30 protein-coding genes, 1 pseudogene and 1 riboswitch are annotated in these 26,873 nt (G+C 58.4%); of the genes and pseudogenes, 16 read left to right on the plus strand and 15 right to left on the minus strand.

Annotated elements, in window-relative coordinates; all coding sequences use genetic code 11:
* The first annotated feature begins 591 nt into the window (after positions 1 to 591).
* The 3 genes from AC1Q5O_RS07465 to AC1Q5O_RS07475 all read left to right on the plus strand — a co-directional run bounded on the left by AC1Q5O_RS07465 (position 592) and on the right by AC1Q5O_RS07475 (position 4,207).
* On the plus strand, positions 592 to 1,998 hold the full coding sequence (locus AC1Q5O_RS07465; protein ID WP_492562268.1) for a DUF1254 domain-containing protein: 1,407 nt from the start codon (positions 592 to 594) through the stop codon (positions 1,996 to 1,998).
* A 14-nt stretch (positions 1,999 to 2,012) separates the two neighbouring features.
* Complete coding sequence (locus tag AC1Q5O_RS07470) at positions 2,013 to 3,023, plus strand: DUF1254 domain-containing protein (RefSeq protein ID WP_492562269.1); 1,011 nt, start codon at positions 2,013 to 2,015, stop codon at positions 3,021 to 3,023.
* Between the two features lie 200 nt (positions 3,024 to 3,223).
* Positions 3,224 to 4,207, plus strand: coding sequence for a SphA family protein (locus tag AC1Q5O_RS07475; protein WP_492562270.1), 984 nt, complete (start codon positions 3,224 to 3,226; stop codon positions 4,205 to 4,207).
* Between the two features lie 190 nt (positions 4,208 to 4,397).
* Here the strand turns inward: AC1Q5O_RS07475 and AC1Q5O_RS07480 are convergent, their stop codons facing one another.
* Entirely contained in the window at positions 4,398 to 5,144 is a 747-nt protein-coding gene (locus tag AC1Q5O_RS07480) for a spermidine synthase (RefSeq protein ID WP_492562271.1), read from the minus strand.
* Positions 5,145 to 5,397: 253 nt separating this feature from the next.
* Here AC1Q5O_RS07480 and AC1Q5O_RS07485 point away from each other — a divergent pair, with 253 nt between their 5' ends.
* The 3 genes from AC1Q5O_RS07485 to AC1Q5O_RS07495 all read left to right on the plus strand — a co-directional run bounded on the left by AC1Q5O_RS07485 (position 5,398) and on the right by AC1Q5O_RS07495 (position 6,544).
* Complete coding sequence (locus AC1Q5O_RS07485; protein ID WP_492562272.1) at positions 5,398 to 5,793, plus strand: DUF983 domain-containing protein; 396 nt, start codon at positions 5,398 to 5,400, stop codon at positions 5,791 to 5,793.
* A complete protein-coding gene (locus AC1Q5O_RS07490; protein WP_492562273.1) occupies positions 5,790 to 6,317 on the plus strand; it encodes a GNAT family N-acetyltransferase in 528 nt (175 codons plus the stop codon). The genes AC1Q5O_RS07485 and AC1Q5O_RS07490 overlap by 4 nt, the downstream gene beginning before the upstream one ends.
* A 104-nt stretch (positions 6,318 to 6,421) precedes the next feature.
* Entirely contained in the window at positions 6,422 to 6,544 is a 123-nt protein-coding gene (locus AC1Q5O_RS07495; RefSeq protein ID WP_464660790.1) for a hypothetical protein, read from the plus strand.
* 21 nt (positions 6,545 to 6,565) lie between these two features.
* Here the strand turns inward: AC1Q5O_RS07495 and AC1Q5O_RS07500 are convergent, their stop codons facing one another.
* The gene (locus AC1Q5O_RS07500) at positions 6,566 to 6,778 is read right to left on the minus strand and encodes a hypothetical protein (RefSeq protein ID WP_464665203.1); all 213 of its coding nucleotides are present in this window, start codon (positions 6,776 to 6,778) and stop codon (positions 6,566 to 6,568) included.
* Positions 6,779 to 6,789: 11 nt separating this feature from the next.
* Positions 6,790 to 7,041, minus strand: coding sequence for a rhodanese-like domain-containing protein (locus tag AC1Q5O_RS07505; protein ID WP_492562274.1), 252 nt, complete (start codon positions 7,039 to 7,041; stop codon positions 6,790 to 6,792).
* 83 nt (positions 7,042 to 7,124) lie between these two features.
* Here AC1Q5O_RS07505 and AC1Q5O_RS07510 point away from each other — a divergent pair, with 83 nt between their 5' ends.
* Both AC1Q5O_RS07510 and AC1Q5O_RS07515 read left to right on the plus strand, forming a co-directional pair.
* Positions 7,125 to 7,388 (plus strand): helix-turn-helix domain-containing protein, encoded by a 264-nt coding sequence (locus AC1Q5O_RS07510; RefSeq protein ID WP_113095787.1) that lies wholly within the window; start codon positions 7,125 to 7,127, stop codon positions 7,386 to 7,388.
* A gap of 80 nt (positions 7,389 to 7,468) precedes the next feature.
* Positions 7,469 to 8,209 (plus strand): annotated as a pseudogene (locus AC1Q5O_RS07515) (YoaK family protein); the annotation flags it as partial.
* A 66-nt stretch (positions 8,210 to 8,275) separates the two neighbouring features.
* Here AC1Q5O_RS07515 and AC1Q5O_RS07520 read toward each other — a convergent pair.
* The gene (locus AC1Q5O_RS07520; protein WP_492563108.1) at positions 8,276 to 8,569 is read right to left on the minus strand and encodes a multicopper oxidase domain-containing protein; all 294 of its coding nucleotides are present in this window, start codon (positions 8,567 to 8,569) and stop codon (positions 8,276 to 8,278) included.
* On the opposite strand from AC1Q5O_RS07520, the gene AC1Q5O_RS07525 reads away from it, so the two are divergent.
* Entirely contained in the window at positions 8,459 to 8,722 is a 264-nt protein-coding gene (locus AC1Q5O_RS07525; protein WP_492563159.1) for a hypothetical protein, read from the plus strand. The two genes, AC1Q5O_RS07520 and AC1Q5O_RS07525, sit on opposite strands and share 111 nt — an antisense overlap.
* Before the next feature lie 536 nt (positions 8,723 to 9,258).
* Here the strand turns inward: AC1Q5O_RS07525 and AC1Q5O_RS07530 are convergent.
* Complete coding sequence (locus AC1Q5O_RS07530) at positions 9,259 to 10,689, minus strand: cation diffusion facilitator family transporter (RefSeq protein WP_492562275.1); 1,431 nt, start codon at positions 10,687 to 10,689, stop codon at positions 9,259 to 9,261.
* 77 nt (positions 10,690 to 10,766) lie between these two features.
* Positions 10,767 to 10,862: riboswitch (yybP-ykoY riboswitch) on the minus strand.
* Positions 10,863 to 11,157: 295 nt separating this feature from the next.
* Here AC1Q5O_RS07530 and AC1Q5O_RS07535 point away from each other — a divergent pair.
* The 5 genes from AC1Q5O_RS07535 to AC1Q5O_RS07555 all read left to right on the plus strand — a co-directional run bounded on the left by AC1Q5O_RS07535 (position 11,158) and on the right by AC1Q5O_RS07555 (position 15,311).
* Entirely contained in the window at positions 11,158 to 11,754 is a 597-nt protein-coding gene (locus tag AC1Q5O_RS07535) for a TetR/AcrR family transcriptional regulator (protein ID WP_492562276.1), read from the plus strand.
* Between the two features lie 30 nt (positions 11,755 to 11,784).
* Positions 11,785 to 13,122: a glycosyltransferase gene (locus AC1Q5O_RS07540; protein ID WP_492562277.1), complete on the plus strand. Its 1,338-nt coding sequence runs from the start codon at positions 11,785 to 11,787 to the stop codon at positions 13,120 to 13,122.
* Positions 13,119 to 13,964 carry an arylamine N-acetyltransferase family protein gene (locus tag AC1Q5O_RS07545; protein WP_492562278.1) on the plus strand — a complete coding sequence of 282 codons (846 nt, stop codon included), beginning with the start codon at positions 13,119 to 13,121 and terminating at the stop codon, positions 13,962 to 13,964. Before AC1Q5O_RS07540 ends, AC1Q5O_RS07545 begins: the two co-directional genes overlap by 4 nt.
* Positions 13,965 to 14,364: 400 nt before the next feature.
* Positions 14,365 to 14,922, plus strand: coding sequence for a DJ-1/PfpI family protein (locus AC1Q5O_RS07550; RefSeq protein ID WP_464660804.1), 558 nt, complete (start codon positions 14,365 to 14,367; stop codon positions 14,920 to 14,922).
* Between the two features lie 26 nt (positions 14,923 to 14,948).
* Positions 14,949 to 15,311 (plus strand): ribbon-helix-helix domain-containing protein, encoded by a 363-nt coding sequence (locus tag AC1Q5O_RS07555; RefSeq protein WP_492562279.1) that lies wholly within the window; start codon positions 14,949 to 14,951, stop codon positions 15,309 to 15,311.
* A gap of 174 nt (positions 15,312 to 15,485) precedes the next feature.
* Here the strand turns inward: AC1Q5O_RS07555 and AC1Q5O_RS07560 are convergent, their stop codons facing one another.
* Positions 15,486 to 16,370 (minus strand): LysR family transcriptional regulator, encoded by an 885-nt coding sequence (locus tag AC1Q5O_RS07560; RefSeq protein ID WP_492562280.1) that lies wholly within the window; start codon positions 16,368 to 16,370, stop codon positions 15,486 to 15,488.
* A gap of 154 nt (positions 16,371 to 16,524) precedes the next feature.
* Between AC1Q5O_RS07560 and AC1Q5O_RS07565 the strand changes: the two genes are divergently transcribed.
* Complete coding sequence (locus tag AC1Q5O_RS07565; protein ID WP_464660808.1) at positions 16,525 to 17,178, plus strand: hydrolase; 654 nt, start codon at positions 16,525 to 16,527, stop codon at positions 17,176 to 17,178.
* 104 nt (positions 17,179 to 17,282) lie between these two features.
* Here AC1Q5O_RS07565 and AC1Q5O_RS07570 read toward each other — a convergent pair whose 3' ends face one another.
* From AC1Q5O_RS07570 to AC1Q5O_RS07610, 9 genes are all read right to left on the minus strand, one after another.
* The gene (locus AC1Q5O_RS07570; protein ID WP_346306607.1) at positions 17,283 to 17,555 is read right to left on the minus strand and encodes an usg protein; all 273 of its coding nucleotides are present in this window, start codon (positions 17,553 to 17,555) and stop codon (positions 17,283 to 17,285) included.
* A gap of 416 nt (positions 17,556 to 17,971) precedes the next feature.
* Entirely contained in the window at positions 17,972 to 18,592 is a 621-nt protein-coding gene (locus tag AC1Q5O_RS07575) for a 3'-5' exonuclease (protein WP_492562281.1), read from the minus strand.
* A gap of 101 nt (positions 18,593 to 18,693) precedes the next feature.
* On the minus strand, positions 18,694 to 19,437 hold the full coding sequence (locus AC1Q5O_RS07580; protein ID WP_492563110.1) for a hypothetical protein: 744 nt from the start codon (positions 19,435 to 19,437) through the stop codon (positions 18,694 to 18,696).
* A gap of 113 nt (positions 19,438 to 19,550) precedes the next feature.
* The gene (locus tag AC1Q5O_RS07585) at positions 19,551 to 21,002 is read right to left on the minus strand and encodes a metal-dependent hydrolase family protein (RefSeq protein WP_492562282.1); all 1,452 of its coding nucleotides are present in this window, start codon (positions 21,000 to 21,002) and stop codon (positions 19,551 to 19,553) included.
* A 185-nt stretch (positions 21,003 to 21,187) separates the two neighbouring features.
* Positions 21,188 to 22,597, minus strand: coding sequence for a chromate efflux transporter (gene chrA / locus AC1Q5O_RS07590; RefSeq protein ID WP_492562283.1), 1,410 nt, complete (start codon positions 22,595 to 22,597; stop codon positions 21,188 to 21,190).
* A gap of 1 nt (position 22,598) precedes the next feature.
* Entirely contained in the window at positions 22,599 to 23,417 is an 819-nt protein-coding gene (locus tag AC1Q5O_RS07595) for a chromate resistance protein ChrB domain-containing protein (protein WP_492562284.1), read from the minus strand.
* 162 nt (positions 23,418 to 23,579) lie between these two features.
* A complete protein-coding gene (locus tag AC1Q5O_RS07600) occupies positions 23,580 to 24,899 on the minus strand; it encodes an MFS transporter (RefSeq protein ID WP_492562285.1) in 1,320 nt (439 codons plus the stop codon).
* Between the two features lie 13 nt (positions 24,900 to 24,912).
* Entirely contained in the window at positions 24,913 to 25,191 is a 279-nt protein-coding gene (locus tag AC1Q5O_RS07605; protein WP_492562286.1) for a metal-sensing transcriptional repressor, read from the minus strand.
* Positions 25,192 to 25,223: 32 nt separating this feature from the next.
* On the minus strand, positions 25,224 to 25,739 hold the full coding sequence (locus AC1Q5O_RS07610; RefSeq protein ID WP_492562287.1) for a DUF8737 domain-containing protein: 516 nt from the start codon (positions 25,737 to 25,739) through the stop codon (positions 25,224 to 25,226).
* Positions 25,740 to 25,872: 133 nt separating this feature from the next.
* Here AC1Q5O_RS07610 and AC1Q5O_RS07615 point away from each other — a divergent pair, with 133 nt between their 5' ends.
* Positions 25,873 to 26,802, plus strand: a complete 930-nt coding sequence (locus AC1Q5O_RS07615; RefSeq protein ID WP_492562288.1) for a LysR family transcriptional regulator — start codon at positions 25,873 to 25,875, stop codon at positions 26,800 to 26,802.
* The last annotated feature ends 71 nt before the right edge of the window (positions 26,803 to 26,873 follow it).

Here is a 26,873-nt window from a genome sequence, read left to right on the forward strand (position 1 = left end):
GAAGCCCGTTCTGCCGGGAATGATCATTCGTCAGAGTGGCCAGGTTATTACGCTCGTCGCTGGAAAGCTGGAATCCGGCGGCAAAACAGCCTTCCACGCAGCCATCACTGCGGCGGCAAGCCAAGACGCCCCATGCTGACAATGAGCTGCCAAGCACGCCAAGTAAGATGATCGCGCAGATATAGAGGAGTACAGGCGCGCCCTGGCCCGTTCTATCATGTGGAGTTGGCAGATCCTGACGGACAGCCCCCAAACAACGACCCTGCAACGTATGTAACAGTTACGTACTTCCTCCCTCGGCCATTTCCATATTCAAATCATGCCACCAGCACTTCGATGTGAACCGTAAGCGGTGTCCCGGTCGCACCTTGACCAAGATGCTTTCGGGGGGGGCGAAGATTGCCGCTATGCTGGGCATAGGATGCACGCTCGTGGGAGGCGTCGGGTACAAATGGAAGGAAACGGTTTCGGCTGTGATCGGCTATCGCGCCCTTGGCGTGAACTACTCCAACGGCAGCCCGACCAACGGCATCGTCAAGCATGGCCCGATCCTCGGACTTGTGTTCCATTTCTGGCCTATCGGAGGACAAGATGAAAGCGTTTGCGGTGGCGCTCCTGGCAGGCGTCGTATTTTTCCTTCCACATTCGGGAATCGCAGCAGAAGGCTCGGAGGGCAAGCAGCGCGCAAGCCGGGCGATCGAAGCGGTCGTCTGGGGCATGCCCGCAGTCAACTTTGACTTGATGTTCCAGGCGATGACAAAGGCGGGCGGCAAGGAGAACCAGATCGTTCTTTGGTCAAGGATACCGGACTGGCGAAATCAGACGCTCACGCCGAACCCCAGCACCATCTATCTGATGCCGTTCATCGACACGAAAAACGTCGGGCCAATGGTTCTGGAGATTCCTGCAGCGAAGGACGGCGAAATCACCGGCACGATCATGGACGCCTGGCAGGCCGCGCTCGAAGACGTCGGACCAGCGGGTGTCGACAAGGGCCGTGGCGGCAAATACCTGATCCTGCCTCCGGGCTACTCGGGCAAGGTTTCGAAGGGTTACATTCCACTTCGTTCCGACACCAACATGGCCTACGCGCTTTTGCGCTCCAATGTCGGCAGCGGCAGCGCGGCCGATGTCGCCAAGGCCGTCGACTATGCTCGCAAGATCAAGCTCTATCCGCTGTCACAGGCTGGGAATCCTCCCGCAACCACGTTCGTGGACGCCGCCGACACTGTCTTCGACAGCACGATCCCCTACGATCTGCGCTTCTTCCAGGCACTTGACCGTTTCGTGCAGCGCGAACCCTGGCTCGAACGAGACAAAGCGATGATCGACCAACTCAGATCGGTCGGCATCGAGCAGGGAAAGCCGTTCACTCCTGACGGAGACGCCAGCAAAACCTTGGAGCGGTCAGCGGTCGAGGCTCACGGGCTGCTGGAGAAGCAGTACGAAGCCCTGTTCCAGCCGCCCTTCTATGAAGGCGCTCAATGGGCGCTCCCGGTCCCTCACGACCTGAGCGAGGGCCTGTCCAACCTGTTCAGCACGCCGGGCGTCTATCCCCTCGACAGCCGCGGCACGTTCTTCTCGTTCGCCTTTTCCAGCATCAAGCATCTCGGCACCGGGCAGTTTTATCTGGTGACGATCAAGGACAAGGATGGCAACGCTCTTGATGGCGGCAGTACTTATCGCCTGACGGTGCCTGCGGACGCGCCCGTATCGCTCTACTGGTCAGGCACCGTCTACGATCGCGAGACCCACGGCCTCATTCGAGACCAGAAATGGTCGAGCCGTGGCTCCAACACGCCCGGCCTCCAGAAGAATGCGGACGGATCGGTGGACATCTATTTCGGGCCCAAAGCCCCGGAAGGTAAGGAAATGAACTGGGTGCCGACGAAGGACGGTTCCGGCTGGGAGATCATCTTCCGGTTCTACGGGCCGAAGAAGCCGCTCTTCGAGAAGACATGGCGGCTCCCGGACATCGAAAAAACATCAGCAAGGTGACGACGAGGGAGACCATGCAAATCAGAACCTTGATTGCCTTCACGGCGACATTACTGTTCTCGCCGGCAGTATTGGCGGAGACGCCGGTTCCCGTCACCGTCGACAACTTCGTTCGGGCAGAAACAGACCTCTACTTCACCAACTCCGTCAAAGGAGGAGGATTTGGAGGATGGCATCACATCCGCGAACTCCTGCCGATCGACAAGCAGACCGTGATCCGCGGCAACAGGGACACGCTCTACTCGACGCGGGTGTTCGATCTTGACGCCGGGCCCGTGACGGTGACGCTTCCGGATGCCGGGAAGCGCTTCATGTCGATGCAAATCATCAGCGAGGATCAATACACGACCACGGAATACGGAGCTGGGGCGCACAAGCTTGACAGGGAGAAGATCGGCACCCGGTACGCGCTGGTCGGCGTCCGGACGCTCGTCGATCCGAACGATCCCGATGATCTCGGACGGGTCCACGCGCTACAGGACGCTATCAAGGTTGAGCAGCCTGGTGGCCCCGGACAGTTCGAAGTTCCGAACTGGGACAAGGAAAGCCAGAAAAAAGTGAGAGAGGCGCTGCTGGTTCTGGCCAGCACCGTCACCGATACCCGCAAGGCTTTTGGAACGCGGGAGGAAGTCGATCCGGTGCAATACCTGATCGGTGCCGCTTCGGCTTGGGGCGCGAATCCGCCTCGCGACGCAATCTATCTCAACGTCGTCCCCCCAAAGAATGATGGGAAGACAAACTACACGTTGCAGGTCAAGCACGTTCCGGTAGATGGCTTCTGGTCGATCAGCCTTTACGACGAGAACGGCTATTACGTTAAGAACGAGTACGACGCCTACTCGCTTAACGACATCACCGCGAAGAAGGAAGGCGACGGGTCCATCATCGTTCATTTCGGCGGTTGCGACGGAAAAGTGCCGAACTGCCTGCCGGTCATGAGGGGGTGGAACTACATGGTCCGGCTTTATCGCCCCCAACAGCCGATACTCGATGGAAGTTGGACTTTCCCCGTTGCCGAACAATAGCCCGCAGCCGAAAAACACAAAGGAGAAAAGCAGGTGCTTGACCACAACACCAGACCCGAAACATCCATACAAGGCGGGTCAAATCTCGGTGGACATGCCGGGTCACTTCTCAGGGGAAATCAACATCCTATGTACGGCCGGGCGTTGGGATAGGTTCGGATCGGCCTTACCACGCAAACATTGAGCCTGGGATTACACTGATGAATTTTAAGCAGGGGAACGAGGGGATGAATTCAAGAGCGATGTCGCGCATATTCGGTATGGCAGCCATGGCCGCTGCGGCGACTGTTTGGGCAGGCGATGCGCGTGCCACCGAGGCCGTGGCGGGCCGCTACATTCCCGGCGTCTACGCCGGGCCTGGAGAAGGTGTCGTCCCGCCCGTTCCAGGCGTCTATTGGGGCATTTCGAACATCTATTATCATGGCAAGGCGGGCAGCGACGTGCCGATCGGCAGGAATTCGGTCGCAGTCGGGCTCGAGGCCGATATCTGGACCACCGCCCTGGCGGCGGTCTATGTTCCCGACCTGCATCTTCCCGGTAACTGGACCTATGCGGTCCAAGCCGTCATCCCGATCGGCTGGACGAGAGCGCAGGCGACACTGGGGCGGTTCGGGACTGAGCAGGAGGTCGGAGCCTTGGGCGACATATCGTTCGCTCCCGTCGTGCTCGGCTGGCACAATGATGCGCTGAACACGTTCTTCTCGGCGTCACTGACGGTTACCGCGCCAACCGGCGAATGGAAGGAAGGCGATCTTGCCTTCATCGGCCTCAATTATTGGACGTTCACGCCAGCGGTCGCGTACACGCGGCTGCTGCCCGAATACGGCCTGGACCTCTCAGCCAAGCTCGGCGTCGACATCAACACCAAAAACAACGACACCGATTACTATAGCGGGGCCGTGGCCCATCTGGACCTGGCGGTCACCAAAAGCCTGAGCGAGAATTTTTCGGTGGGCGGCCTCGCCGGCTTTCTGCATCAGATACAGGATGATCGTGGCACCTTCGCCGACGCCCATGACGGGTTCCGCGGGCGTTCCATCGCGATTGGTCCATTCGTGAAATACAAAGCCAAATTCGGCAAGACAACAGAGGTCGATTTCGGCCTGCGCTGGGCGCATGAGGTCGAGGTCGAGAACCGGATGAAAGGCGACGCCGTCTTCTTCGACATCAGCGGCAAATTCTAACCGAACGCGGTGGATAGTCGCTCTATGAGTTGCTATCTCACCGAACTTTCCCGCTGCGCTCGCACGAGGACCACGCGGAATTCGTTGCGAAGCTCCAGAAAGCCATTGCATCCGACGACAAGGATGAGGCAACAAGGTTTGCAGCCGACGCAATGCTGTTGTGTTGACGGTTGAAACCGCCCAAAGACTTCTACACCAACTGTTCAGGTTGCTGCCAGGGGATAAACCTGAAACGCTCAAGGTCACGTGCAACATCATCTGCCACCTCTGTTGGCGGCATTAAAAGCGTTGGCTCGTCGAAATGCTCAACCTGCCCCGCCACGAGCAGGGTGTTACGATCCCACAGGCCAGGGGTATCCAGAAGACGCACGTCCGCCCAGAAATTGCTGAGTTTTGCCGCCATCCGTTTGGGAAACAGGTCGCGATCATTGTGCGCCCAGATATTGCTGATCAAACAACCGTTGGTTTCGTCAAGACGTGCATGCGCGAGTTCAAAAAAGGTTTCGGTGCATAGGTGATCAGGGATATCCCCTCCCGTATAGGCATCCAAAATGATCGCATCGTAGCGATGGCGAACAGCATGTAGAAAGTTCAAACCATCCGCGACGTAACATTCTATGTTGCGCGGTAAGTTGAAATATTTCCGGGCGATGAAGAAGGCGGTGGGATTGATGTCCACGATCGTCACCCGAACACCCGTCTTGTCGAGCATCGTAGCCAGGCTGCCGCCGCCACAACCGATCATCAGGACATTCCTGGCCTGTGTTTGAGCAAGAAGGCCAAAAATCGCATGAATATAGGGCGCGACACTGACCCCGTTTATGTCGCTTTCGGATTGGTAGAAACCGCCCTGGCGGTAAATAACCGAGCCGGTGTTCTTGGCTCGCAATACTTCGATTTTGCCAAATTCGGAATGAAACTTCGCCAGCCGGATCATTATGCCGTCAACCTCAATAATCTTGCCATCGACCGGCCTCGGCCGGAGACCCCGCGCATGCGTCAATTCATTCAAACAATCTGATCTCAGCACCTGGAATCAATTATGATGTATAAAACATCACTAATTGACTATAAAACGTTCCTATATATGCTGCAACTGGCAAACATCAATTTCCATCCGGGATAAACCGCACGGGTGTAGCATAGGTGCAGAAACCTCGGTGCCGTTTGAGAAACAGCAAGGACAAATCATGAGTGAAGACAAAGCGCTCTACCCGCCAGTTGATCCCGTCTCGGCAGGGATCACGGGCCGCTGTCCACGCTGCGGACAGGGCAAAATGTTTGACGGCTTCATTAAGCTGCCCAAACACTGCACGAATTGTGGCCTCGATTATACCTTTGTCGACACGGGCGAAGGGCCCGCAGTCCTGGTGATGCTGCTCGTCGGCTTCATTGTTGTCGGCCTTGCCCTTTGGATGGAAGTAACGCTCGCCCCGCCCCTGTGGCTGCATTTCATTCTGTGGATACCCCTTGCACTTGCTCTGTGCCTCACGGCGCTGCGCACAATGAAGGGAATTCTGATCGCGCTCCAATACAAGCACAACGCGGCCGAAGGGCAGATCGACCGCTCGGCAAAATCCGAATGATGTCGCATCCAGATGATACAGATGCCCCAAAAGGAATACAGCCGATGACTGGCTTCAGGCCGATGCGCCAAGACGAGTTTTCGAACTATCTCGATTATTTCATCCCTGACTATGCTGCGGAGATCTCGGCAAATTACGGCCTGTCCAATCCAGAAGCAGTGGTGCAGGCGAAACGCGAAATCGCCAAAGACCTGCCCAACGGTCCCGATACATCCGGACAGGTCTTGCTCTGCATAACGGATGGCGAAAGAGAAAATGCCCAAACCATCGGCTATCTTTGGTACCGCGCCGATACGGATTCCAAGATGGTGTTCATCAGTGATTTTCATATCCTTCCCGCCTATCAGGGTAACGGCCATGGCAAGCAAGCATTGCAGGCTCTGGAAAGTGCGCTCGCCAGGGAAGGATTTGAGCAGATCCGGCTGCGCGTCGCCGCGGACAACACGCGCGCCCAGCACGTCTATCAGGCCGGGGGATTCCGGACGACTGGTATCAACATGAGCAAGCGCATCAAAACGGCATGATAGTCAGATTGGCGCGTTCGAATTGTCGATGCAATCCTCCCGGTCAACGGGATTTTCGAGCGCCGCCGTGCTAAATTCAGCGCCTTTCACCGGAGGTTGCGGAGATGGCCTATCTGGACAGGGATGATCGTCAGAGGGACTGGGAAACGATCGGTTATGACACTCTTCTGGCATTGAGCATCGCGACACCAATTGCCTTGCTGGTGTTCTTCGTCTTGCGGATGTAACCGCGCATCGGCCGATTGCGATCAACAGGATTGTGGTTCCAGTTCCGCTCTGAAGCGGTCAACCCATTTTGCGACTTCAGCCTGCGCTTGTTCACGGGTTCTAAACGGCCCAATGAGTTCATGCTTTACGCCGCGGTCATTGACTTGCACGTAATGAAGACCCGTCGCCACAACGATGCCCACGGACGAGGCTGCGGACGTTTTGATCTCGACCGACGTTTCATTGATCGCCATGTTCATCCCCTTCAGTCGCAGCCGCTGCCTTGATCAGGCTGGGTTACCGGCTTTTGCGCTTCCAGCCTATTCAAAAGCTCGGCAAGTTCCTCGGCATCCCGCCGGTTCATGCCAATAATGGTACGGCTGCCCATCTCGGCGGCCCGTGCCGTGCGCGCGTCGATGATCGTCCAGGTATCATTGAGATCTTGCTGTGGTTTGTAACGTTGAGTCATAAAGATGAGAATAACGCCCACTTTCATTCCTGCCAAGAGGGCGCGCATATTTTATCGTTTCATATTGATGTTTTATACATCAGTGGTAAGGTGATGCAGCTAACTACTCAATGATAAAAGTGGATACGATTTTGATTACTGCAAACCAAATGCGGGCAGCGCGAGCACTTCTCGGTATCGATCAGAAAGCCCTCGCGGAAATGTCGGGTGTTTCCCTGCCAACCATTCAACGGATGGAAGCCAGTGAAGGCGATGTGCGCGGCATTGTCGACAGCCTGATGAAGGTCGTCAACGCCCTTGATCGCGCAGGTATTGAGCTGATTGGCGAACATGCGCGCAGCGAAACGGGTGGCAGAGGCGTAAGGTACCGTCAACCGTCGCAAAAGTTCAACTAAATGCCGATGCTGTGGGATGCACCGTGCAGCGGCAGGACTTTCACAACATACCTGTGCAACTCAATGCCTGTCGCTGTCGATTGATGATCCCCTATTTGCGCAAGATTGCCGGGAGAGAACGGTTTGAAAAGACCGATCGGCATCTTGCGCGGTTCCTGACTTTTGTGGCTGGAGCTGCAAATGCCGGAGGCTTTCTGGCCGTTCATCAATACACCTCTCATATGTCAGGGATTGTCTCTGCCATGGCCGATAATCTGGTGCTCGGTGACACAAGTCTGCTGCTTGCAGGCCTCGCTGCCTTTCTCTCCTTTGTGGCCGGAGCCGCCTGCTCAGCCATACTGGTCAATTGGGCGCGGCGGAAAAGACTCCAGAGCGAATACGCTCTGCCGCTTATGTTTGAAGCCATGTTGCTGATCTGCTTTGGACTGCTCGGCCGCAACCTGGAGCACCGTGAATGGCTGTTCGTTCCGGCAACAGTCATGCTCTTGTGTTTTATCATGGGCTTGCAGAACGCCATCATCACCAAACTCTCCGGCGCACGCATAAGGACAACCCATGTGACGGGTCTGGTGACAGACATGGGCATCGAATTGGGCAAGCTCTTCTACTGGAATGCATCACCCAGCAGCCCCGATACGCCTTTCGTCAAGGCTGACCGCAAAAAGCTCAAGCTGCTGGCATCCCTTGTCGCGCTGTTTCTTGTTGGCGGTATCGCCGGCGCAATCGGTTTCAAGCATCTCGGTTTTGCCGCATCGCTTGCGCTTGCAGCCATCCTTCTCGTATTGGCGATTGTGCCTGTGCTTGATGATCTTAAAACCAGGTGGAGCAAGCTTGGTCTTGGACTCGACTGAATTACACTTTTGCGAGCCCCATTCTCCCATCAGCGCTCATCCCAGACATTTTTCAGGAAACCCGACACGATTTACTCGACTGTGCCCTTTGGTGCGAACAGAATGGTGTCGCTCCATTGGCGGTGCGGGACGGGCAGCCCTTTCGCTCAGCACCTTGAGGGCGTGTCCGTGGCAATGCATCGGGTGCCACCGAGCCGTCTCATTCCGGATTATCAGAATATGACTGCGCCCGCGTTGAAGCGTGAGCAGCGGCGCCATGCCGGCATGCCCATCAGGGAAAACGACGGGCATCCAATGAGAAATACAGGATTGAAGCAATGGGGTAATCATGAAAAGACCACCATTTTTCGTTATCGAGATATCTGCATTGCAGGCCTCACAGGCGGGACGCTGGAGCAATTCGACATCTTCGAGGCTCAAGTTTTGTGCCATGCAATTGCCGTTGCGTGTTTTCTCCGCCTGAAGTTGCAAGGCTATTGTTAGCAAGCAATATGAAAGGAGTGACGGATATGAGAGCGTTCGTACTATCCCTGGCAGCAGCATTGTCTGCCTTTTCCTTCGGTGCCGAAGCCTCTCCTCGCATCCCGCTAAACCCATCGGATCATGGTGTTTTGGTGCAGCGTGCCGACTATTGGTGCGGTCCGGGCGCGTATTTGTCACAGAGGGGCTACTGCGTGCGCCGCTACTACCGCCCGCCACCACCGCCTTTCTGGGGTTGGGGGCCCCCGCCCCCGCGGTGGCATCGCTGGGATGACTGGCGTTACGACAACGGCCGACACAAGGGTTGGTACAAGCACAAGTGGAGGCACCGCGACGAAGATGACGATTGAATTGAGGCGCTCGGGCATCGTCGTTGCGATCAGGATGCAATCAGCAAAGAAGCAATGCGGATGGTCGTCGAATGGCCGTCCATCCCTTTGAGGCGAAGAGCTATTTCTCTGTGGTGGGAATGCTTTTGATCGCTGTTCATCGGTTACCGATACCCTCCCCAGGACAAGATCAAATGCGAACGGTTGCGATCATGACTCTTGGGACAGGATTGTCGCCAAGCGCGGCTCGGCATGGCCGACCACCCGGACCACTCCCGGATACTGCCTTCTGAAACGGCGTTCGAGCAGGTCGACGTTCTTGTGCATGGTGGCTACGTCAAGCGCGTCATCGAAATAGCAATGATAGTTGACCACGAGCCCGGCCGGCGTACGCCGTACACGCACATCATGAATACTCTCGATGGCTGGTATCTTGGCAGCGGTCGCTTCCAAGATACCGCTGACTTCAGATGCTTCACTTTGGGGCACATCCAGACCGGAGAGATGTGAGACTTCCAAGGGTTCAATATGGGTCTCGACCTCCGTCTCAGGCCCCAGTTCATCCCGGATAGCGATTTCGAGCCTGGTTGCTTCGACGTGGGCCGCGCCAAGGCTCAATCGCCCGTCGACCTCCAGATCAAGACTGATCGACAGGCGGTTTTCCACATCTTGAACAGTGATGTGATGCACCAGCAATCGCCGCTTGGCGGCCGCAATCAAGACGCGATCAAGCACCGTTTCATCGTCGAGGGCTCTTGGTTCGGTGGTCACCGTCAGGGTTGTGTCGGCGAACTCCTCCCGGACCGCTTTGGTAATGCGCTCCTTGATCGCGACCACCCTCTCCAGCGGCAGTGTCCGTGAGATTGCAACGGCAATCTCGCCGAAATTCCCGGTCCCTCCTGGCCGCAACCGGACGCCGGCAACCTCGACGACACCTGGCACATCATTCACGATTGCCCGGACCCGTTCGGCCATGCCTTTCGGAGCGGTATCGAGAAGGGTGTCGATCGTGCTGCGGCCAAGACGCCAACCCGCAATGGCGACGAACAGCGCAATACCGATTGCGGCAAGCGCATCGCCATATTTGAAGCCGAAAAGTGCAGCGACGAGTCCGAGAAGCACCAGTGTCGACCCGGCCAGATCGGATGCAAAATGCAGCGCATCGGCCGCAAGTGCCTGACTTCCGGTTTCGCCTGCCACTTTGCGCAGGGTGTAGACACGGTTGATATCGATAATGATCGAGACGATCAGCACGGAGAAGGCCAGAATGGTCGGCTCGAATTCACCGCCGCCCTGCATCAGGCGATCATAGGCATGCATGATGACGACCGTCGCCAGGATGAACAGGATGACGGTCTCGGCCAGCGCCGCAAGGCTTTCGAACTTGCCATGCCCGTAATGATGTTCTTCGTCGGCAGGCTTGTTGGCTGTGCGCACGGCGAAATAGGTAATGATTGTCGCGCCCGTATCGACAAGTGCGTGTGCTGCTTCCGATATCAGCGCAAGCGATCCGGAAAGAATACCGGCGACAAACTTGCCAATCGCAATCGCGGCACTGGCCAGGATCGATAACAAGGCCACGCGTTCTTTGCGTGCCGCGTTGTCGTTGGAGATCTGAGTATCGCTATGATTTCGGGACATGGAATTTGCTCCAGTCGAGCCTTGGACCGGGCGAAGACACACCCCGCTCGTCTGGTGCTTTCGCCACGGTCTTGCTTGGCCGACAGATCGGCTGATCGCACCACGCGCCTTTGCGCAAGTGTGTTGACGCGACCCCGCCCAATGGACGGTAGCTACTCCCCGATGGCACCCATCTAGTTGACAATGAATAAAAAGTCAAAGCAAAATCAATTAGTTAGATGCATGTGATATTCATTTGCAGATAGATGCAGCCAAAGACAGCTCACACCTTGACCAAGATGCTTTATACCGCGTCTAGGACTACAGCGATGACCGAGCCGATCATGGCGCTCGATGCATCTGAAGGGCGAAGTGGTGCTGGCGGGCAACAGACCACGCAACGTCGCAACTGCGCGCGTTGCCAACCGCCGTTGACACCTCCTTCAGTTTGGAGTTACTGTTTGTAACATGAAATTGAGGGCGACAACCATGTCTCCACGAGCCTATCGCCAGTCGGCGCGCGCCAACGCTGTTCAGGATACCGAGCAACAGATCGTCGACGCCTTGATTGCGCTCCTCGGCGAATGCTGGTTCGACGAGATCACTCTCGACGACATCGCTGCCGCGGCAGGCACCACCCGTCAAACTGTGATACGGCGGTTCGGCGGCAAGACCGGCGTGCTCAGCGCCATGGCGGCCCAGATGGATGTCTCGATCCGGGCCCAACGCTGGAGCACGCCGGCCCAAAGCGTGGCGGACATCGTCGCACTCCTGATGGACGATTATGAACGCACGGGCGACATAATCGTGCGGACACTCGGGCAGGAAGCGCGCATACCCGAGTTCGCCGCGGTCCTCGATCGCGGACGCAAAGGTCATCGCGAGTGGATCGGGGACATGTTCAAAGGCTGGCTCGACAAGCTCGACGGCCAGCCTCGCGCGGATCGGCTCGCGCAGTTGTTGGCCCTGACAGATGTTTGGATCTGGCATCTGCTGCGCCGGGCGCAAGGGCACTCGGCCGAGCAGACACACCGGCTCATGACGCAGGCGATCGAACGCCTGCTGCGTGAGGATAAGACGAACTGATCCGGTCTTCATCGAGAAAGGAGCAAGGCAATGATGAAGACGACAGATGCGGAGGCCCATCTGCGCATCCTGGCAGTCTGCTGGGAAGGCGGCGGCAACGTGCCGCCGACGCTCGGGGCCGTGCGCGCGCTCGCTGGCCGGGGCCACGATGTGCGCCTTATCGCCGACGACACGATGAGAGCGGAGGCGATCGAGGCGGGAGCTCGCTTCCTCCGATGGACGCGCGCGCCGAACCGTCCTGATCGCTCACCCGAGAGCTGCTTCGTGCGTGATTGGGAAACCGCCGATCCCTTGGCCGGTTTCCAAAGAGGGTGCGAACGGATCTTCGTCGGACCAGCGCAATCCTATGCCGAGGATATTCTCGAAGCACTGGCAACGGAGCCATCCGACATCCTTCTCGGCTCGGATCTGCTGTTCGGCAGCATGCTCGCGGGCGAAATTGCGAAGGTTCCGACGGCTCTGCTCGCAAGCAACATCTCGCTCTGGCCTCTCCCCGGACATCCGCCGTTCGGTCCGGGCTTTCAGCCTGCCCGGTCGGCGGCGGACAGAGCGCGCGACACCGAGGTTTCGGCAAGGGTCGAGCAAGTATGGGACGCCTTCCTGCCTTGCCTCAACGCTGCCCGTGCTCATTTCGGCGCCGCGCCGCTGGCCCATGTACACGAACAGCGCTTGAGCGCCGGCCGCCATCTCCTTGCCACCAGCGCCAGCTTCGATTTCCCCACCGAGCGCCTGCCGGACCGCGTGCGCTATGTGGGGCCGCTTCTGGAGATGCCGAGCTGGGCGCACGAACGCTGGACGGCCGCATCAGCGGGCGAGATACGGCCACTCGTGCTCGTATCGTTCAGCACCACCAATCAGGGGCAGGCCGACGTGCTCCAGCGGGTGATATCCGGTCTGGCCGGGGAGCCGGTCGAGGTGGTCCTCACCCTCGGCAAAGCACTTGAGGGACTTCGCCTTCAATCGCCGGCGAATGTCACCATTCTTGCCAATGCAGCGCATGACGACATTTTGACCAAGGCCCGCGCCGTCGTCACCCACGGCGGACACGGCACGATCATGCGATCGCTGCGCCATGGCGTCCCCCTCGTCGTTCTTCCGATGGGGCGCGATCAGAACGACAACGCCGCGCGTGTGGACTATCACGGCGCGGGCCTGCGCCTCGACCCTTCGGCACCTGCGCAAATGCTCGGCGAGGCCGTGCGGCGCGTCCTTTGCGAGCCGAGCTTTGCCGAGCGGGCGTTGGCACTTGGGCATGCCATCGCCGAGGAAGGCCCGGGACCCGCACGTCTCGTGGCAGAAATCGAGAACTTCGCAGCGGGGTCTTCACACAGAGCTCGACCCGTCCATCGAAAGGAAACAGAAGCATGACGCACGCCTCTTCAAGCGAAAGTGGAATGATCCTGACGTCCGGCCAACTGGATGCCTATCTTGCAAGGATCGGGGTCGAACGGCCGTCTTCTCTCGACGTCGCCAGCCTGTCGAAACTTCACCGCGCCCATCTCATGGCCTTCACCTGGGAGGCACTGGATGCCTTCATGGGATGGCCGTCCTTAATTGTCCCGGCCGCAGCCTTCGCCAAGATGGTGGAGGGCAAGCGCGGCGGCTGGTGCTACGAGATGAATGGCCTGTTCGGTGCGGCGCTCGCCGCGCTCGGATTCCGCGTGACCCGCCTGTGCGGCGGCGTCAATCGTGAAACGCTGGGCGACAACGCTGTCGGCAACCATCTGACTCTGCGTGTCGATCTCGATCGCCCTTACCTTGCCGAGGTCGGCTTGGCGGACGCCATCGTCGAGCCTGTGCCGCTTGCCGTCGGGCCGATCAGCCAGCGCGGCTTCGATTTTTCGATCATGCCGACGGACGACGGCTGGCTGCGTTTCAGGAACCATGCGCGCGGCATGGCGCACAGCTTCGATTTCCGGCCCGATCACAGCGACGAGGCCGCCATAGCCGCCACGCTCGGCTGGCTGACGCAGGATCCCGGCTCGCCGTTCACGAACGCGCTGGCGATCCTGCGGCATACCGCGGATGGCTATGTCGCCCTGAAGAACGATTGCCTGTGCAGCGTGACGGCAGAGGGCGTCAGTGAACAGCGCATCACGAGCGCGGATCATCTTGCCGACACGTTCGAAACGATTTTCAGCCTGGACGTTCCCAAGCCTGCAAAGATCTGGGACAAGATCCAGACGATCGGCCGCGATAAGAGCGACTGACGCGACATCGTTATCCTGCATCCCGGAGATTATCATGGGCATCAGATTACATTCTTCATTTTATTGCGGTCCGTATTTCAGACTACTTCCGGAGAAGATGCGGCAAGACATCGGACAGCAAGGAATGGCGACTTTGGGACATGTAGGGATTACCGCCGCATTATATCGCTGCTTAATTTAGTACGATAAATGTACCGCTGGTGGCGATGCATGATCCAATAGCGGGGAGCGCGCCATCTGTTCTTTCAAATGATCAAAATCGCATGTTCGGGCCGGTGAGGCCCAACAGTAATGGCCGAGAGGGCCATGTCGAGTGTTCCCGTAGTATCGGGTTAACACCTGCCTTCTCCCCTTACGGCCTATCCTTGCCGCCTCATCCATCAGCAAGGGAGGATATGCGATGGCGAAGATTCTGATGATCACCGGCGATTTCACCGAGGACTATGAAACCATGGTCCCGTTCCAGACGCTGCTTGCAACCGGCCACAGCGTTGCTGCGGTTTGCCCCGGCAAGAAGGCCGGCGATACGGTCAAGACCGCGATTCATGACTTCGAGGGTGACCAGACCTATTCGGAAAAACCCGGCCACAATTTCGCACTGAATGCGGATTTCGATGCCGTCGACCCCGCAAATTATGATGCGCTGGTCGTTCCCGGCGGCCGCGCGCCGGAATATCTGCGCATGAACCCGGACGTCATCAAGATGGTGCAGCACTTCTTCGAAGCCCGGAAACCCGTTGCCGCCATCTGCCATGGTGCGCAATTGCTCGCCGCTGCCGGCGTTCTGAAGGGGCGGACCTGCTCGGCCTATCCTGCCTGCGCGTACGAGGTGACGGCATCGGGCGGCACCTTTGCCGATATCCCGGTGACAGAGGCTGTCACTGATGGCAATCTGGTGACAGCACCTGCGTGGCCTGCCCATCCGGCATGGCTGAAGCAGTTTCTGGCGATCCTCTGACATCCAGAAGACGGGAGGCCCTTACGATGTGCGAGCTCTTCATCAAGGCCGATGCCAGTCAATGGCAGAGCCGTACGCACAGCCTGCGCATAGATGGGGTCGCCACATCGATCCGGATCGAAAACCATTTCTGGGATACGCTCACCGAGATCGGCCAGCGCGACGGCATGACCGTCGCGCAACTCATCACGCGGCTCTGGCACGAGGCGATGGACGCTGACCACGACCTCGGCAACTTCACATCGTTCCTGCGCGTATGCTGTGCGCGTTACCATGCCCTGATCACCGCTGGCGAAATCTCACAAGACCTCAACATCCCAATCGCTGACCACGCCGCCCGTGAAATCCTTGCCCGTGAAACGGCCCGGCGCAATACCATCATGAATTGAGCTCGTTGCGACACGCTAGCCGATTGCGGCATGGGGCTGGTAGCGCCGCAGCCAAGAGCAGGAAATGGCGGGAGGCGGCCAAACAGCCAATGCTTCTTGCTCGACAGTCTTCATCCCCTTCGTGATCCAGACCGTTATAGTCGAACGCACCACGCCGGCAGGTGCCAGTGTCATTCACCCGCGGGGTGCTTGAGCAGGGTCGCAATATTCAATCAGCAATTCGGTGAGGACCCGTATCTTCCGTGCGGGATGCTGACCTGGCGGGCGAATGACATAGGCACCTGCCGGAGGCGGTGGATAATGCGTCATGACCGGCACGAGCGCGCCGGAGGCTATATACTCATGGGTAAGGCAATCGGGCAGGTAAGCGATCCCGAGTCCCGCCACCGCGGCGGCGACCAGTGCAATGCCGTTATCGGCTTTAAAGCGCCCCTGCGGACGAACCGTGATGATCTTGTCGCCATCCAAGAGCTGCCAGGCTTCGGTGCCCTGCATGAGGGCCTCATGGGCGACGAGTTCCTCCGGCGTTTCGGGCGACCCATGCGCCTTGATATAGTCCGGGCTGGCGACGAACTTCCCATGGATCGGCCCGACCCGTCTTGCGATCAAGTTGGAGTTCTGAAGATAGCCAACCCGTATCGCACAATCGTAACCTTCTGTGATGAGATCGACGAAGCGATCACTATAGCAGGTATGGATTTGGAGCTGGGGGTGGCGTCGCGCCATTTCCGCAAGGATGGGAGCAAAATGGGTCGATCCGAAAGAATGCGGCACAGCAACGCGCAAGCGGCCGCGAAGGTCACCGGCGGGTAGGATCGCTTCCTTGGCCGCGTCGACCTCGGCGCACACTCTTGCTGCATAGTCCCGGAACGTGGCCCCGGCTTCTGTCAGAGCAGCCCCGCGGGTGGTACGTGCAAGAAGCTGGACGCCAAGTTCCGCTTCAAGCCGGACGAGCCGACGACTGACAATCGACTTGGAGACGCCGAGACGCAGCGCAGCGGGCGAAACGCCCCCAGCGTCAGCAACTTCGACGAATGTCTCTAGCTCTTCGATATCCAATCCAGCGTTCCTCATTTCGCGACACAGCTTGCCATAAAGGGACACTATCGCATCGCGTCCGGGAACGGCAATGTCCCTTTCAGGCAACGTCGCCGCTGGCGCATGTCTTCCCGCAAACCAACCTCACCAACAACGGCAGCATAAGGAAGCAATAATGACCTTTCGTAACGGCCTTGATTCTCTTCTACGTCCCGAAGATTCCGTACTCGTTCTTATCGACCACCAGCCCTACCAGCTCGCCAATCTGAACAGCCACGACCCGCAGGCCGTGGTGAACAACACGACCGCCCTGGCGAAGGCCGCCAAGGCTTTCGGCGTCCCCACCATCCTGACCAGCGTGATCGCGGCGCGCGGCGGTCTGATCTTTCCGCACATCACTGACGTGTTCCCCGGCCAAGAGGTGATTGATCGGACCTTCATCAACACCTGGGAGGATCGGAAGGTCGTCGATGCGGTCAAGGCGACGGGCCGCAAGCAACTGATCATCGCCGGCCTGTGGACCGAGATCTGTGTTGCGATGCCGACAATCCAGGCGCTGGGCGAAGGCTGGGATGTGACGGTGGTCACGGATGCGTCGGGCGGCACTTCGGTTGAGGCCCACGAGGTGGCGATCCAGCGCATGCTCCGCGCGGGTGCGAACATGATGACGTGGTTGGCGGTGGCCTCGGAGTGGCAACGTGACTGGGCCAGGACGGAGCACGCCGCAGAGCTGACCGAAGTTCTCAAGCAGCACGCCGGCGGCAGCGGCATCGCCTATCTATGGGAGCAGCAGCTGCTCAACACGCCGGTACCGCGCACCGCGGGTTGATTTGGGCGGGGGTGACGAAAGGCTTGAGCGATCCAGCGCCAACACGCAGACTGCTTATCGAACTGCGTCATCCCCGTTCCGTGCCCAGGAGATCGCCAGGTCACTCAGTTCAACTTGAACTCACCATCGACATGACGCCACTCACTGGGGCCAATGAGGCGTCGATGGCAGTAGCGAACGGAATGCAGCGGGCCATCCAGTTTTCTTTGCCAGAAGTCCAGGAATTTCCTCATCTCGGGAAATTCCGGAGCAAGATCGTAGTCCTGCCAGATATAGGTCTGCAGAACGGATTGAAAATGGGGAATGCGGTATAGAATATGAGCAGTTGTGATACCGTAGCCCTTCAGCTGGCGTTCCATCTCTGACGAAAAATGCATCGCAATCTCCGTTGTTCTCACATTGGAAATATGATGCCGCACTTGTTCGCCGACTTCAATGAAAAATCGATGGAATACACATAATAATCATTATAATACAATATATTAGCAGCGATCGACGGTGACTGCTAATGTCTCGAGATTGCCACCTGTGTGCCTATCCCGGTGAATGGCAATTCACGTGTCAAATCTCCTTGGCGCGGCCAGGTCTTTACCCCGTGGGGTATCAGAGATGGTTGTTGCTATCCACGGCTTGCCCGCAAGGCAAACCTCTCTCGGTGGCAGCGGCTATATCGAGACTCAGGTCTGTAATGCCCAGCCAATCCGGCCATTCCTTGGCCGTCCATAAAAGATCGCGCTCCCCCCTGTCTCCATCGTGAGCTGACGCATGCGATTGGGCACCAAGCGGCTGACTTTCAAGGCTCGCTGTGATCGAAAAAGTCTGGCTGCAATTTCCCAGATTTCAACAGATATTGGAGCGTGTATGCCACGGAAAGGGCATCATCGAGTGCATCGTGTCCCCGCAACGGGGGATGTTTCACACCATAGTAATCAGCAAGCCTGTTGCTGGGCGTCTTGGCCAAATCCTCAATTGGCATCCCAGCCGCAATCAGCAGCTTTACCGCATTGTCGAACCGGCCAGCCGGAATGGGTGGCTGAATGCCGGCGACATAGCAACTGATGGCAACCATGTTCAGCTCATCCTTCCCCCACGACCAGAATCGCGCACCATTTGAGAAGTAATCGACGCCTGCCAGTGCGTCCTGCAGCGATACGCCTTCCGCTTCCATGGTTTCATCGGTGATCCCCGTCAGCTTGGTGAAAAACGGATCGAGTGCATACCTGTCGCCAAATCGGTCGACTGGCAGAACGTGAGATCGGTACGTATCCAAAAGAGGGAAATCTCCCTCCAGCCCCAGTTTCACCGCCCCGATCTGTGCAATAACCGGATCAGGATCATCAGCCGCACACCAGAATCGACGCTGGGACCCTTCGCGGCAAAGAAACTCGCAATCGAAAATGATGGCAGTCTGCATGGCTAGCGCTTCCGGTTAAAGCGGTGATTGACTATGATTGTCACGGCGGCTGACAGCATCCCATTCATCTCCTTGCAGCCGCCGTGGGCCGTGGCCTCGTCTCAAAACCGGTATGTCAAGCCCAGAACTGGCCCGGACAACCGCGTGTCATAGACATGCCCGCCGTGCTCGTAGTCGACATCAAGCACCTTGTAGCCTGCCGAGGCTGACAGGTGATCGTTGACGAGGTAATTGACCGTCGCGAGCGCCGACCATGTGAGCTTCGACCCTGCGCCAAAGCCGCCGATATCCGCCTGAGCCTGCACGGAGAACTTGTCCGTAACCGGAAGGAATGCCCGCGCGCCGATCACCGGATCCACCCAGCCGAAACTCTCGCCATAGCTGCGGGTCACACTGCCGCCGCCGAGCCCTACGGTGAGCGTCACATCGTTGGAGATATGCCAGAAACGCGCACCGGCGAGCGCGTCAAGCGTGAAGCTCGGCCTGTCAACGACACGGTAGCCTCCCTGCAATGTCGCCATGAACTGCTTCGTGTCGACCGTCGCATCGATGCTGGTTCCGGCAGGCACGACAATGCCACCGGGAAGCTGCAACGAGGGCAACGGCCCGGCACCATGGCTGTCGGTCGTATCGACATACATGATGTCGCCGGAGAAGACGAACCGATCGTAGCGCGCCCACACATTGACAAAGCCGCCGATGTTGAAGTTGTCCAAAACGTCCGAGAATGATTTCTCGACGCCGATGGTCGGGCCGCGACGGAACGGCGATACGTTTCCGTTCAGACCAGCCGCCCACATATATGGAGAAATCTGCAAGGCCCAGTTCGGACGTTCGACGGGCATCGCCGCCGCTTCTTCTGGTTGGCTCGGAAGCACATCGGCAGCATATGCAGCCTGAACGCCGCACAGACCCAGGACAACGGCAACGGCAAATCTGTTCAAGGCCCCCTCCACGCTTACAGTGTATTCTTGTGGATGCGCCCGTCCTTCATGATGAGCTGCATCGTTCGCTCAGGATCGGCGATCAAGGCGATGTCTTTGAGCGGATCGCCGTTGATCACGAGAATATCTGCATAGGCACCCGGCTCGATCCGGCCGAGCTTTCCCGGATAGGGATTGCGCGGTCCGGAAAGACCTGCAAGCTCGGCATTGCCGCTGGTCAGAAGCCGCAACACGTCGGCGTTGTCATACCACCGGGCGAACTTGGCAAGCTGCTTGCCCTGCGTGGCGGTGCCCTTCGGGTTGAACAATATGTCGGTGCCAAGCGCCATCCGTACGTTGTGCTTGCGTCCCAGTTCGACCGCCCGGGCCGTTCCGTCTGCGATCATCTGCTGCTGTGCGCGCTGTTCGGGCGACGCGTAGGTGTTGGCATCTTCATCGGCAAGAAATGGCTGGATGCTCCACCATGCACCCGCATCCGCAATGCGCCTGACGGTATCCTCGTCGGCAAGTTGGCCGTGCTCGATGGATTGGACACCGCATGCGAGGGCGCGCTGAACGGCGGCGGAGGTGTAGGCGTGGATGCACACATAGGTGCCCCAGTCCGTCGCCGCAGACACTGCCGCCCTCATCTCGGCTTCGGTATATTGGAGCGCATCAATGGGGTCGTAGGCAGAAGCAACGCCGCCGCCGCCCATGATCTTGATCTGGCTGGCGCCCAGCATGAGTTGCTCGCGCACCCGGCGCAGCACTTCCGCTTCTCCTTCGGCGATAGCCGAAATGCCCGCCTGCTCGGCCACGCTGAGATCGCTTTGCGCCGTTCGCGGCAGATCCGTGCGCATGCGAAAGTCGCCGTGTCCGGACGTCTGCGAGATCATGGCGCCGGAAGGATAGATGCGCGGCCCCGCAATGCGCCCCTCGTCGATGGCGCGTTTCAGGGCGAATGAAGGACCGCCCACGTCGCGGACCGTGGTGAAGCCACGCAGCACCGTGCGCTCTGCCTCTTGCGCGGCGACAAGGTGGACGTAAGGGATATCGGCGGTCATTGCCGCAATCTGTGAAATGCCCGCCAGGATCGAATGCCAGTGCGCGTCGATCATGCCCGGCATCAGCGTCCGTCCGCCGCAGTCAACGACGTCGGCATCGGCAACCGTATCTGCGGACGTGACCAGGGCCTTGATGAATTTACCTTCGACCAGGACACCCTGACCTTCGACAAGTTTTCCGCTTGTCCCGTCGAAAATATTCACATTGGTGAGCAGGATCGGTTTGGCAGGAGTCTGCGCGAAGCCAGGGCTGACCATTCCAAGCACAGGAGCGGCAAGGCTCGCTGCGACACCTTTCAAAACGGAGCGGCGCGACAGTCCCTTGTCGACGCGTGCAAATAGCTGCTGTGCTCGCAGGCTGTGGCAGGCGCAGCCCCCGTCATGGGTCAAGTGCTGATATTTCTGGCCCAGCCAAAACAGCAAGCGATACACTCCCACCCGGTCCCAGGCTCAAGCCTGGTCGATGATCGATAAGGCAATTAAGCCAATTTGACTTCCTTTAACAAGGAGACCTTCCAGTATGTGGTGGTAAATACTTTGCTCTGCGGAATGAAAGACGACCATTTTGCATTTCAGCCGACCTTCGTCTTCCATTTTCCTATCAGTACTCAAATATAAGCCATGACAAAATACCACCCAATCCCCGTTGCTGACGAAATCAGAAGCGTCGGGATCATTCCAAGCTTGAAGCGGAAGATGGCAACAACGGAAGCAAGCGTTAGCAGCAACGATGGCACATTGATTGAACGCGCCACGGGAACATCCAGATTGATGCCATATGCCTGCCAGTGGATGATTTCGCTGAACAGCAGGTGAAGGGCAAACCAGATTGCCAGGTTCATGATCACGCCAACAACTGCCGCCGTGATTGCTGACATGGCTCCCGTCAGCGCTTTGTTGTTGCGCAAGCCTTCGATGAAGGGGGCTCCAAGAAATATCCAGAGAAAGCACGGAACAAAGGTCACCCAGGTCGTCAGGATCGACGCCAGTGTGGCAGCGGTCAGCGGAGACAGCGTACCCGGATCACGAAATGCGCCGATGAAACCGACGAATTGCACAACCTGTATTAATGGCCCCGGCGTGGTTTCAGCCATACCAAGGCCGTCGAGCATTTCACCCGGCTTGAGCCAGCCGTAATTCTGAACGGCTTCCTGTGCCACATAGGACAGCACAGCATATGCGCCGCCGAAGGTCACCATCGCCATCTTGCTGAAAAAGATACCGATCTGGCTGAACACGTTATCCGGCCCGAGGATCAGTAGAAGGGCTGCCACGGGGATGAGCCACAGGAGCAGGAAGGCGGCCGAAATCTGCAACGACCAGAGAAGGTTTGGACGCGCGTGGGCCGGCGTCTCCTCGCCAAGGGCAGAATCCCGATCCGCAAGTCCGGGACCCGAACGTCCATGTCCGCCACCCACCTGAAACAATGGCGATCCCGCACGGCCGCCAAAATATCCAATGATTGCAGCGGCCAGAATGATGAGCGGGAACGGTACACGGAATGCAAATATTGCCAAGAACGCCGCGACGGCGATAAGCACCATCACCCTATTCTTGAGCGCTCGTCTGCCGATCCTTGCGACCGCCTGCAACACGACGGCGAGGACAGCTGCCTTCAGGCCGAAGAACAATCCCTCGATGACACCGACACTGCCAAAGAGGACATAGACGTAGCTTAGGGCAAGTATCGACAGGAAACCCGGCAGCACAAATAGAATGCCTGCGACAAGGCCGCCCCTGGTCTTGTGCAGAAGCCATCCGATGTAGATGGCAAGCTGATGGGCTTCAGGCCCGGGCAACAGCATGCAATAATTGAGCGTGTGCAGAAACCGGCCCTCGCCGATCCATCGTTTCTCATCGACAAGGATGCGGTGCATCACCGCTATCTGCCCGGCTGGACCGCCAAAGCTCAATGCGGCAATACGCACCCAGACACGGACAGCTTCACCAAAGGAAATATCGTGGTTCCCGGAGGTTGCCGAAGCAACCTCCCTTTCAGCGCTGACAATCTGGACCATCTCACGCTCCCGGCCTTCTGTTGGGCCAGTTATGTGTTTCGTCGGTGGCATCCCGGCACCATCGGTAAAACGCGTCGTAGAGTATCATGCCGGCTTCAAGCTGCTCCAGATCGTCGGAGTACATGCGCGACAGACCCAGTGATGCTGCCAGCAGCCCGGGTGCTTCCGGTGCGAGATCGGGACGGGCCGTATCGGCACCCCGCACAATGGCCGCCAGCCGCGACAGCGGCTCGGCGTTCAATCCGAATTCTTCGATCATGACATCGAAGGTGCACAGCGCGCCGCGATGGCTCCAGAAGACATTCTCGATGTCGAAGGGTGCCGCGTTGAATCGGTCGGCAACCGCTTCCACTTCCGCGGGCGTGACGAAAAGGAAGACTGCATCCGGATCAACAAAACGCCGGATCAGCCAGGGACAGGCAATCCTGTCCACCTTCGGCCGTGCCCGTGTCACCCATACCGTCCTTCCCTTCGGGTCGAGAGCAGGCAATTTTGCCACGGGAACGAGAGGAAGCCCGGCATTGCTCCAGGCTTCATGGCCGCCGACCAGGTTTTCCGCAGCGACACCATGATACCGCAACAGGGCTGCGGTGCCCTCGCTCAGTTTCTTGCCCTGCTGGCAGATGATGATTGACCGTTTGCCCTCAAGCTCATTGGCCCAGGTGTCGACGTTCCTGTGGGATCGCCGGCGCGCGCCGGGGATCAATCGCGGGTCAAGGTCAAAGTCCTCATCGATCCGCACGTCAATGAGAACCGGGCTGCCGGGTGTTCCGATCAGCCGTGCCAATTTATCATGTGTAATAGTTGTGGTCGAAGACATGTCGCGTCCTTCCGTCAAATCGGGTTTCTTGGACGCGATACTTGGGCTGACGCCTCGTGGGGAGATCGCAATCCCCATACATATTAAATTGGCACGAACCGGAATTATGTCAAGTATAACCGAGCGGACATATGTTTCGGGGATAGGCACTCCGTGGCAAGTTCAGAAATCACGCGGCCACACATCATGATAACGGTCTATAACAAAGGCATGTGCGTGTTTGAAACCCCTTCTGCCGGTTCCCTCCTCCCAGTGCGGATGATCATGCGCAAGACCAGCATGACTGTGCTCAACGACATCGGGATCGCCTGCGGGCCAAACAAGGGCGGCCAACAGGAGAGAGAAACCAGCGATGCCTGCCAGTACGACGAATGTGAATGAAAGCCCGAATTCCGCTCCAAGCCATCCCGCCAGGGGATAAGTGATCAACCAGCACGCGTGGGAAAGGGCAAACTGCGCTGCAAACAGTGCTGGCCTGTCCTCGGCATGTGCGGAGCGCCTGAGCAGGCGGCCCGATGGTGTCTGCGCAACCGAGTAGCCAAGACCGAGCAAAAACCACAACACCAACAGTGGCACAAATGACGGCATCACCACACCGGCAAGCAGGCCGGCGAACAAGACGACAACACCTGCCAGCATCGCCCTGCGATCCGGAACTGTCTCAAGCAGACGAGGCAGAAGAAGCGCGGCAAGCATGGAACCGCCGCCAAAGGCTGCAAGCGCCAGTGCAGTCGACCGCTGTGTCAGACCAAACTCGGATTGGATGATGACGACCGTGTTGACAATGACCATCGCCCCGGCAGCAGCAACACCCAGATTAATGGCAAGCAGTCCACGCAAGCGTGGTGTCGCCATGTAAATGCGCATCCCGCGTGTTGTACGGTCATAGATGCCACGCCGTTCAGATGGTTTCGGGCTGGGAAGCGTGACGGAGACAACAAGTGCAGCCGAAAACAGAAACCCGATAACCGTGCCGGCAAACAGGCTATGGAAACTGATGACCGTCAGAAGCGCCGCCGCCAGCATCGGACTGACAAGACTTTCCATATCATAGGCGAGCCGCGACAGCGAGAGTGCCCGTGTGTAGTCCTTCTCTTCGGGCAGAACATCGGGGATCGTTGCCTGAAATGTCGGCGTGAAGGCGGCCGATGCCGACTGAAGCACGAAAATCAGCACATAGACCTGCCAAATCTCGCTGACAAACGGCAAGGCCATCGCAACGGCGGCGCGGACCAGGTCAAGACTGACAAGCATGGCACGTCTTGGCAACCGCTCGGCAAACGCGGCGGCAATCGGCGCAACCCCCACATAGGCAATCATCTTGATGGCCAGGGCGGTACCAAGAACGGCGCCCGCGTCTTTTCCAGCAAGGTCATAAGCGAGTAGTCCGAGGGCAACCGTCGCCAGCCCCGTACCGATAAGGGCAATGACCTGTGCCGCGAACAAATGGCGGTATGTCCGGTTATGGAGAACAAAAAGCATCGTCGATCACGCCTTACAGATATTTGGTGATGGTCTTGAACTCATCAATCGAACCACGCTGTTCAGACGAAATCGAACTGACGGCATCTTCCAGACAATGATCGATGTGATCCTGAATCAGTGTCTTTTTGGCCTGGCCGATGGCCTTCTCGACAGCATGCAACTGCTGGGCGATGTCGACACAGGCTCGGCCGGTCTCGATCATCTCGATGACTTTCTTCAAATGGCCATCCGCCCGCTTCAGGCGAAGAGCTATTTCTCTGTGGTGGGAATGCTTTTGATCGATGTTCATCCGCCGTTCATATCCTCCCTGGGGGGATATGGTCAAGTGCGCGGCTCAGGGTATCGGACGACGCTGAACTGAGAACGCATCAGCAAATACAGTGCGGCGACGTGTGTGATCATCAGCAGGGGGACATAGATGATCGGAATCCAGTACGCGCCGGCCAACTGCCCCGCGAGCGCGGGAAGACCGAGCTGGATGCCGTGGTAATAGTCAATGAGGATGTCGGCCGCCCCCACCAGATTGAATGCAACGACAAACAGCTGGAAAAGCGGACGCGTCCTGACGCTGAGAAGAGCCAGCATGGCCAACAGGCCGGTGGCAAAGTCGCCATAGGCGGCGACTGTTGCGAAGTCGGAGGGCAAATTGGGGCCAACAACGCCCGGAATCATGAAGACGAGACCGAAGAAGCGAAAACTGTGCAGCGTGGCGATGGCGCGTTGCGCCTCGGCCTGGTCCATGGACTTGAGCCTGGGCCAGACATAGGCGCCAAAGCAAAGCAGCCACGGGATGTAACCGAGAACCAGATGCACATTGAAGATGAATGCCGGGGACATTTGGGTTCCTATCCATTCTGCCGGATGTCAGGTGGCATAGTGGCCAAGGCCGGCCGCCGCGTGATGCCCTGACCTGCATACCGGTATAGGACCACTTCCCGCGATCGACTATTCGCGATAATGTTGACGGGTTATGAAACAGAACTTCACAGTCAGGCAGGGTGCACTCGACGGCGTCGAGGCGTTCCTGAGCGTCGCGCAGCACCGCAATTTCCGCAAGGCGGCTGCGGATCTTGCGGTGACGCCGTCTGCGATCAGCCAGGCGGTGCGCACGCTTGAGTCGCGTCTTGGCGCGGCACTCTTCATCCGCACGACGCGCAGTGTCGGCTTGACCGAAGTCGGCGAACGGTTCCTTTCGCGCGCAAAACCCGCCTTCGAGGAGCTTGTCGCGGCAAGCGAGATTGCACGCGATCTTGGGCGGCGGCCGGCCGGACTGCTGCGGCTTGCGGCCCCCCGGGCCGTGGTGCCGATCCTGCTGGAGCCGCTGATCGCTTCCTTCTGCCAAGCCTATCCCGATGTCGAGGTGGAGATCGCCACGGGCGCGGAGCTGGTCGACATCGCTGCGGAGGGATTTGACGCCGGCATCCGGCTCGGCCAGTTCATCCAGGCCGATATGATCGCGGTACAGCTGACGCCATCGCTCCCGCTGGCCGTGGTCGGCAGCCCCGACTATCTGTACCGGCGGGGACGGCCTGAGCGCATCGATGATCTGCGCCATCAGGCCTGTATACGCATGCGCCGCTCGAACGGGTCGATCGCTCCCTGGTCCTTTGTCAGCGGCAACGAGCCGGTCGACGTCATGGTTTCCGGACCTTTTATCGCCAACGACATGCCGACGGTGCTTGGTGCGGCGGTGGAAGGATTGGGGCTCGCGCAGGTGCCCGGGCCCGTCGCCTCCAGCGCGGTGAAAGCGGGCAAACTCATCGGGGTGCTCGACCGGTTCGCGCCGATGATGCCCGGTGTCTATCTCTACTATCCCAGCCGCCATCAAATGCTGCCGAAGCTGCGCGCTTTCATCGATCACGTGAAGAGCCGCCCGGGTGCCGGCAACAAGCCGCAGTGATAGAGACGGCAAGCCCAACACGCGAGATGACAGTGCTGACATTGGGGCCGGTTTCCTGAGGAAGCGGTAAT

The organism is Phyllobacterium sp. MT110 (assembly GCF_058792715.1).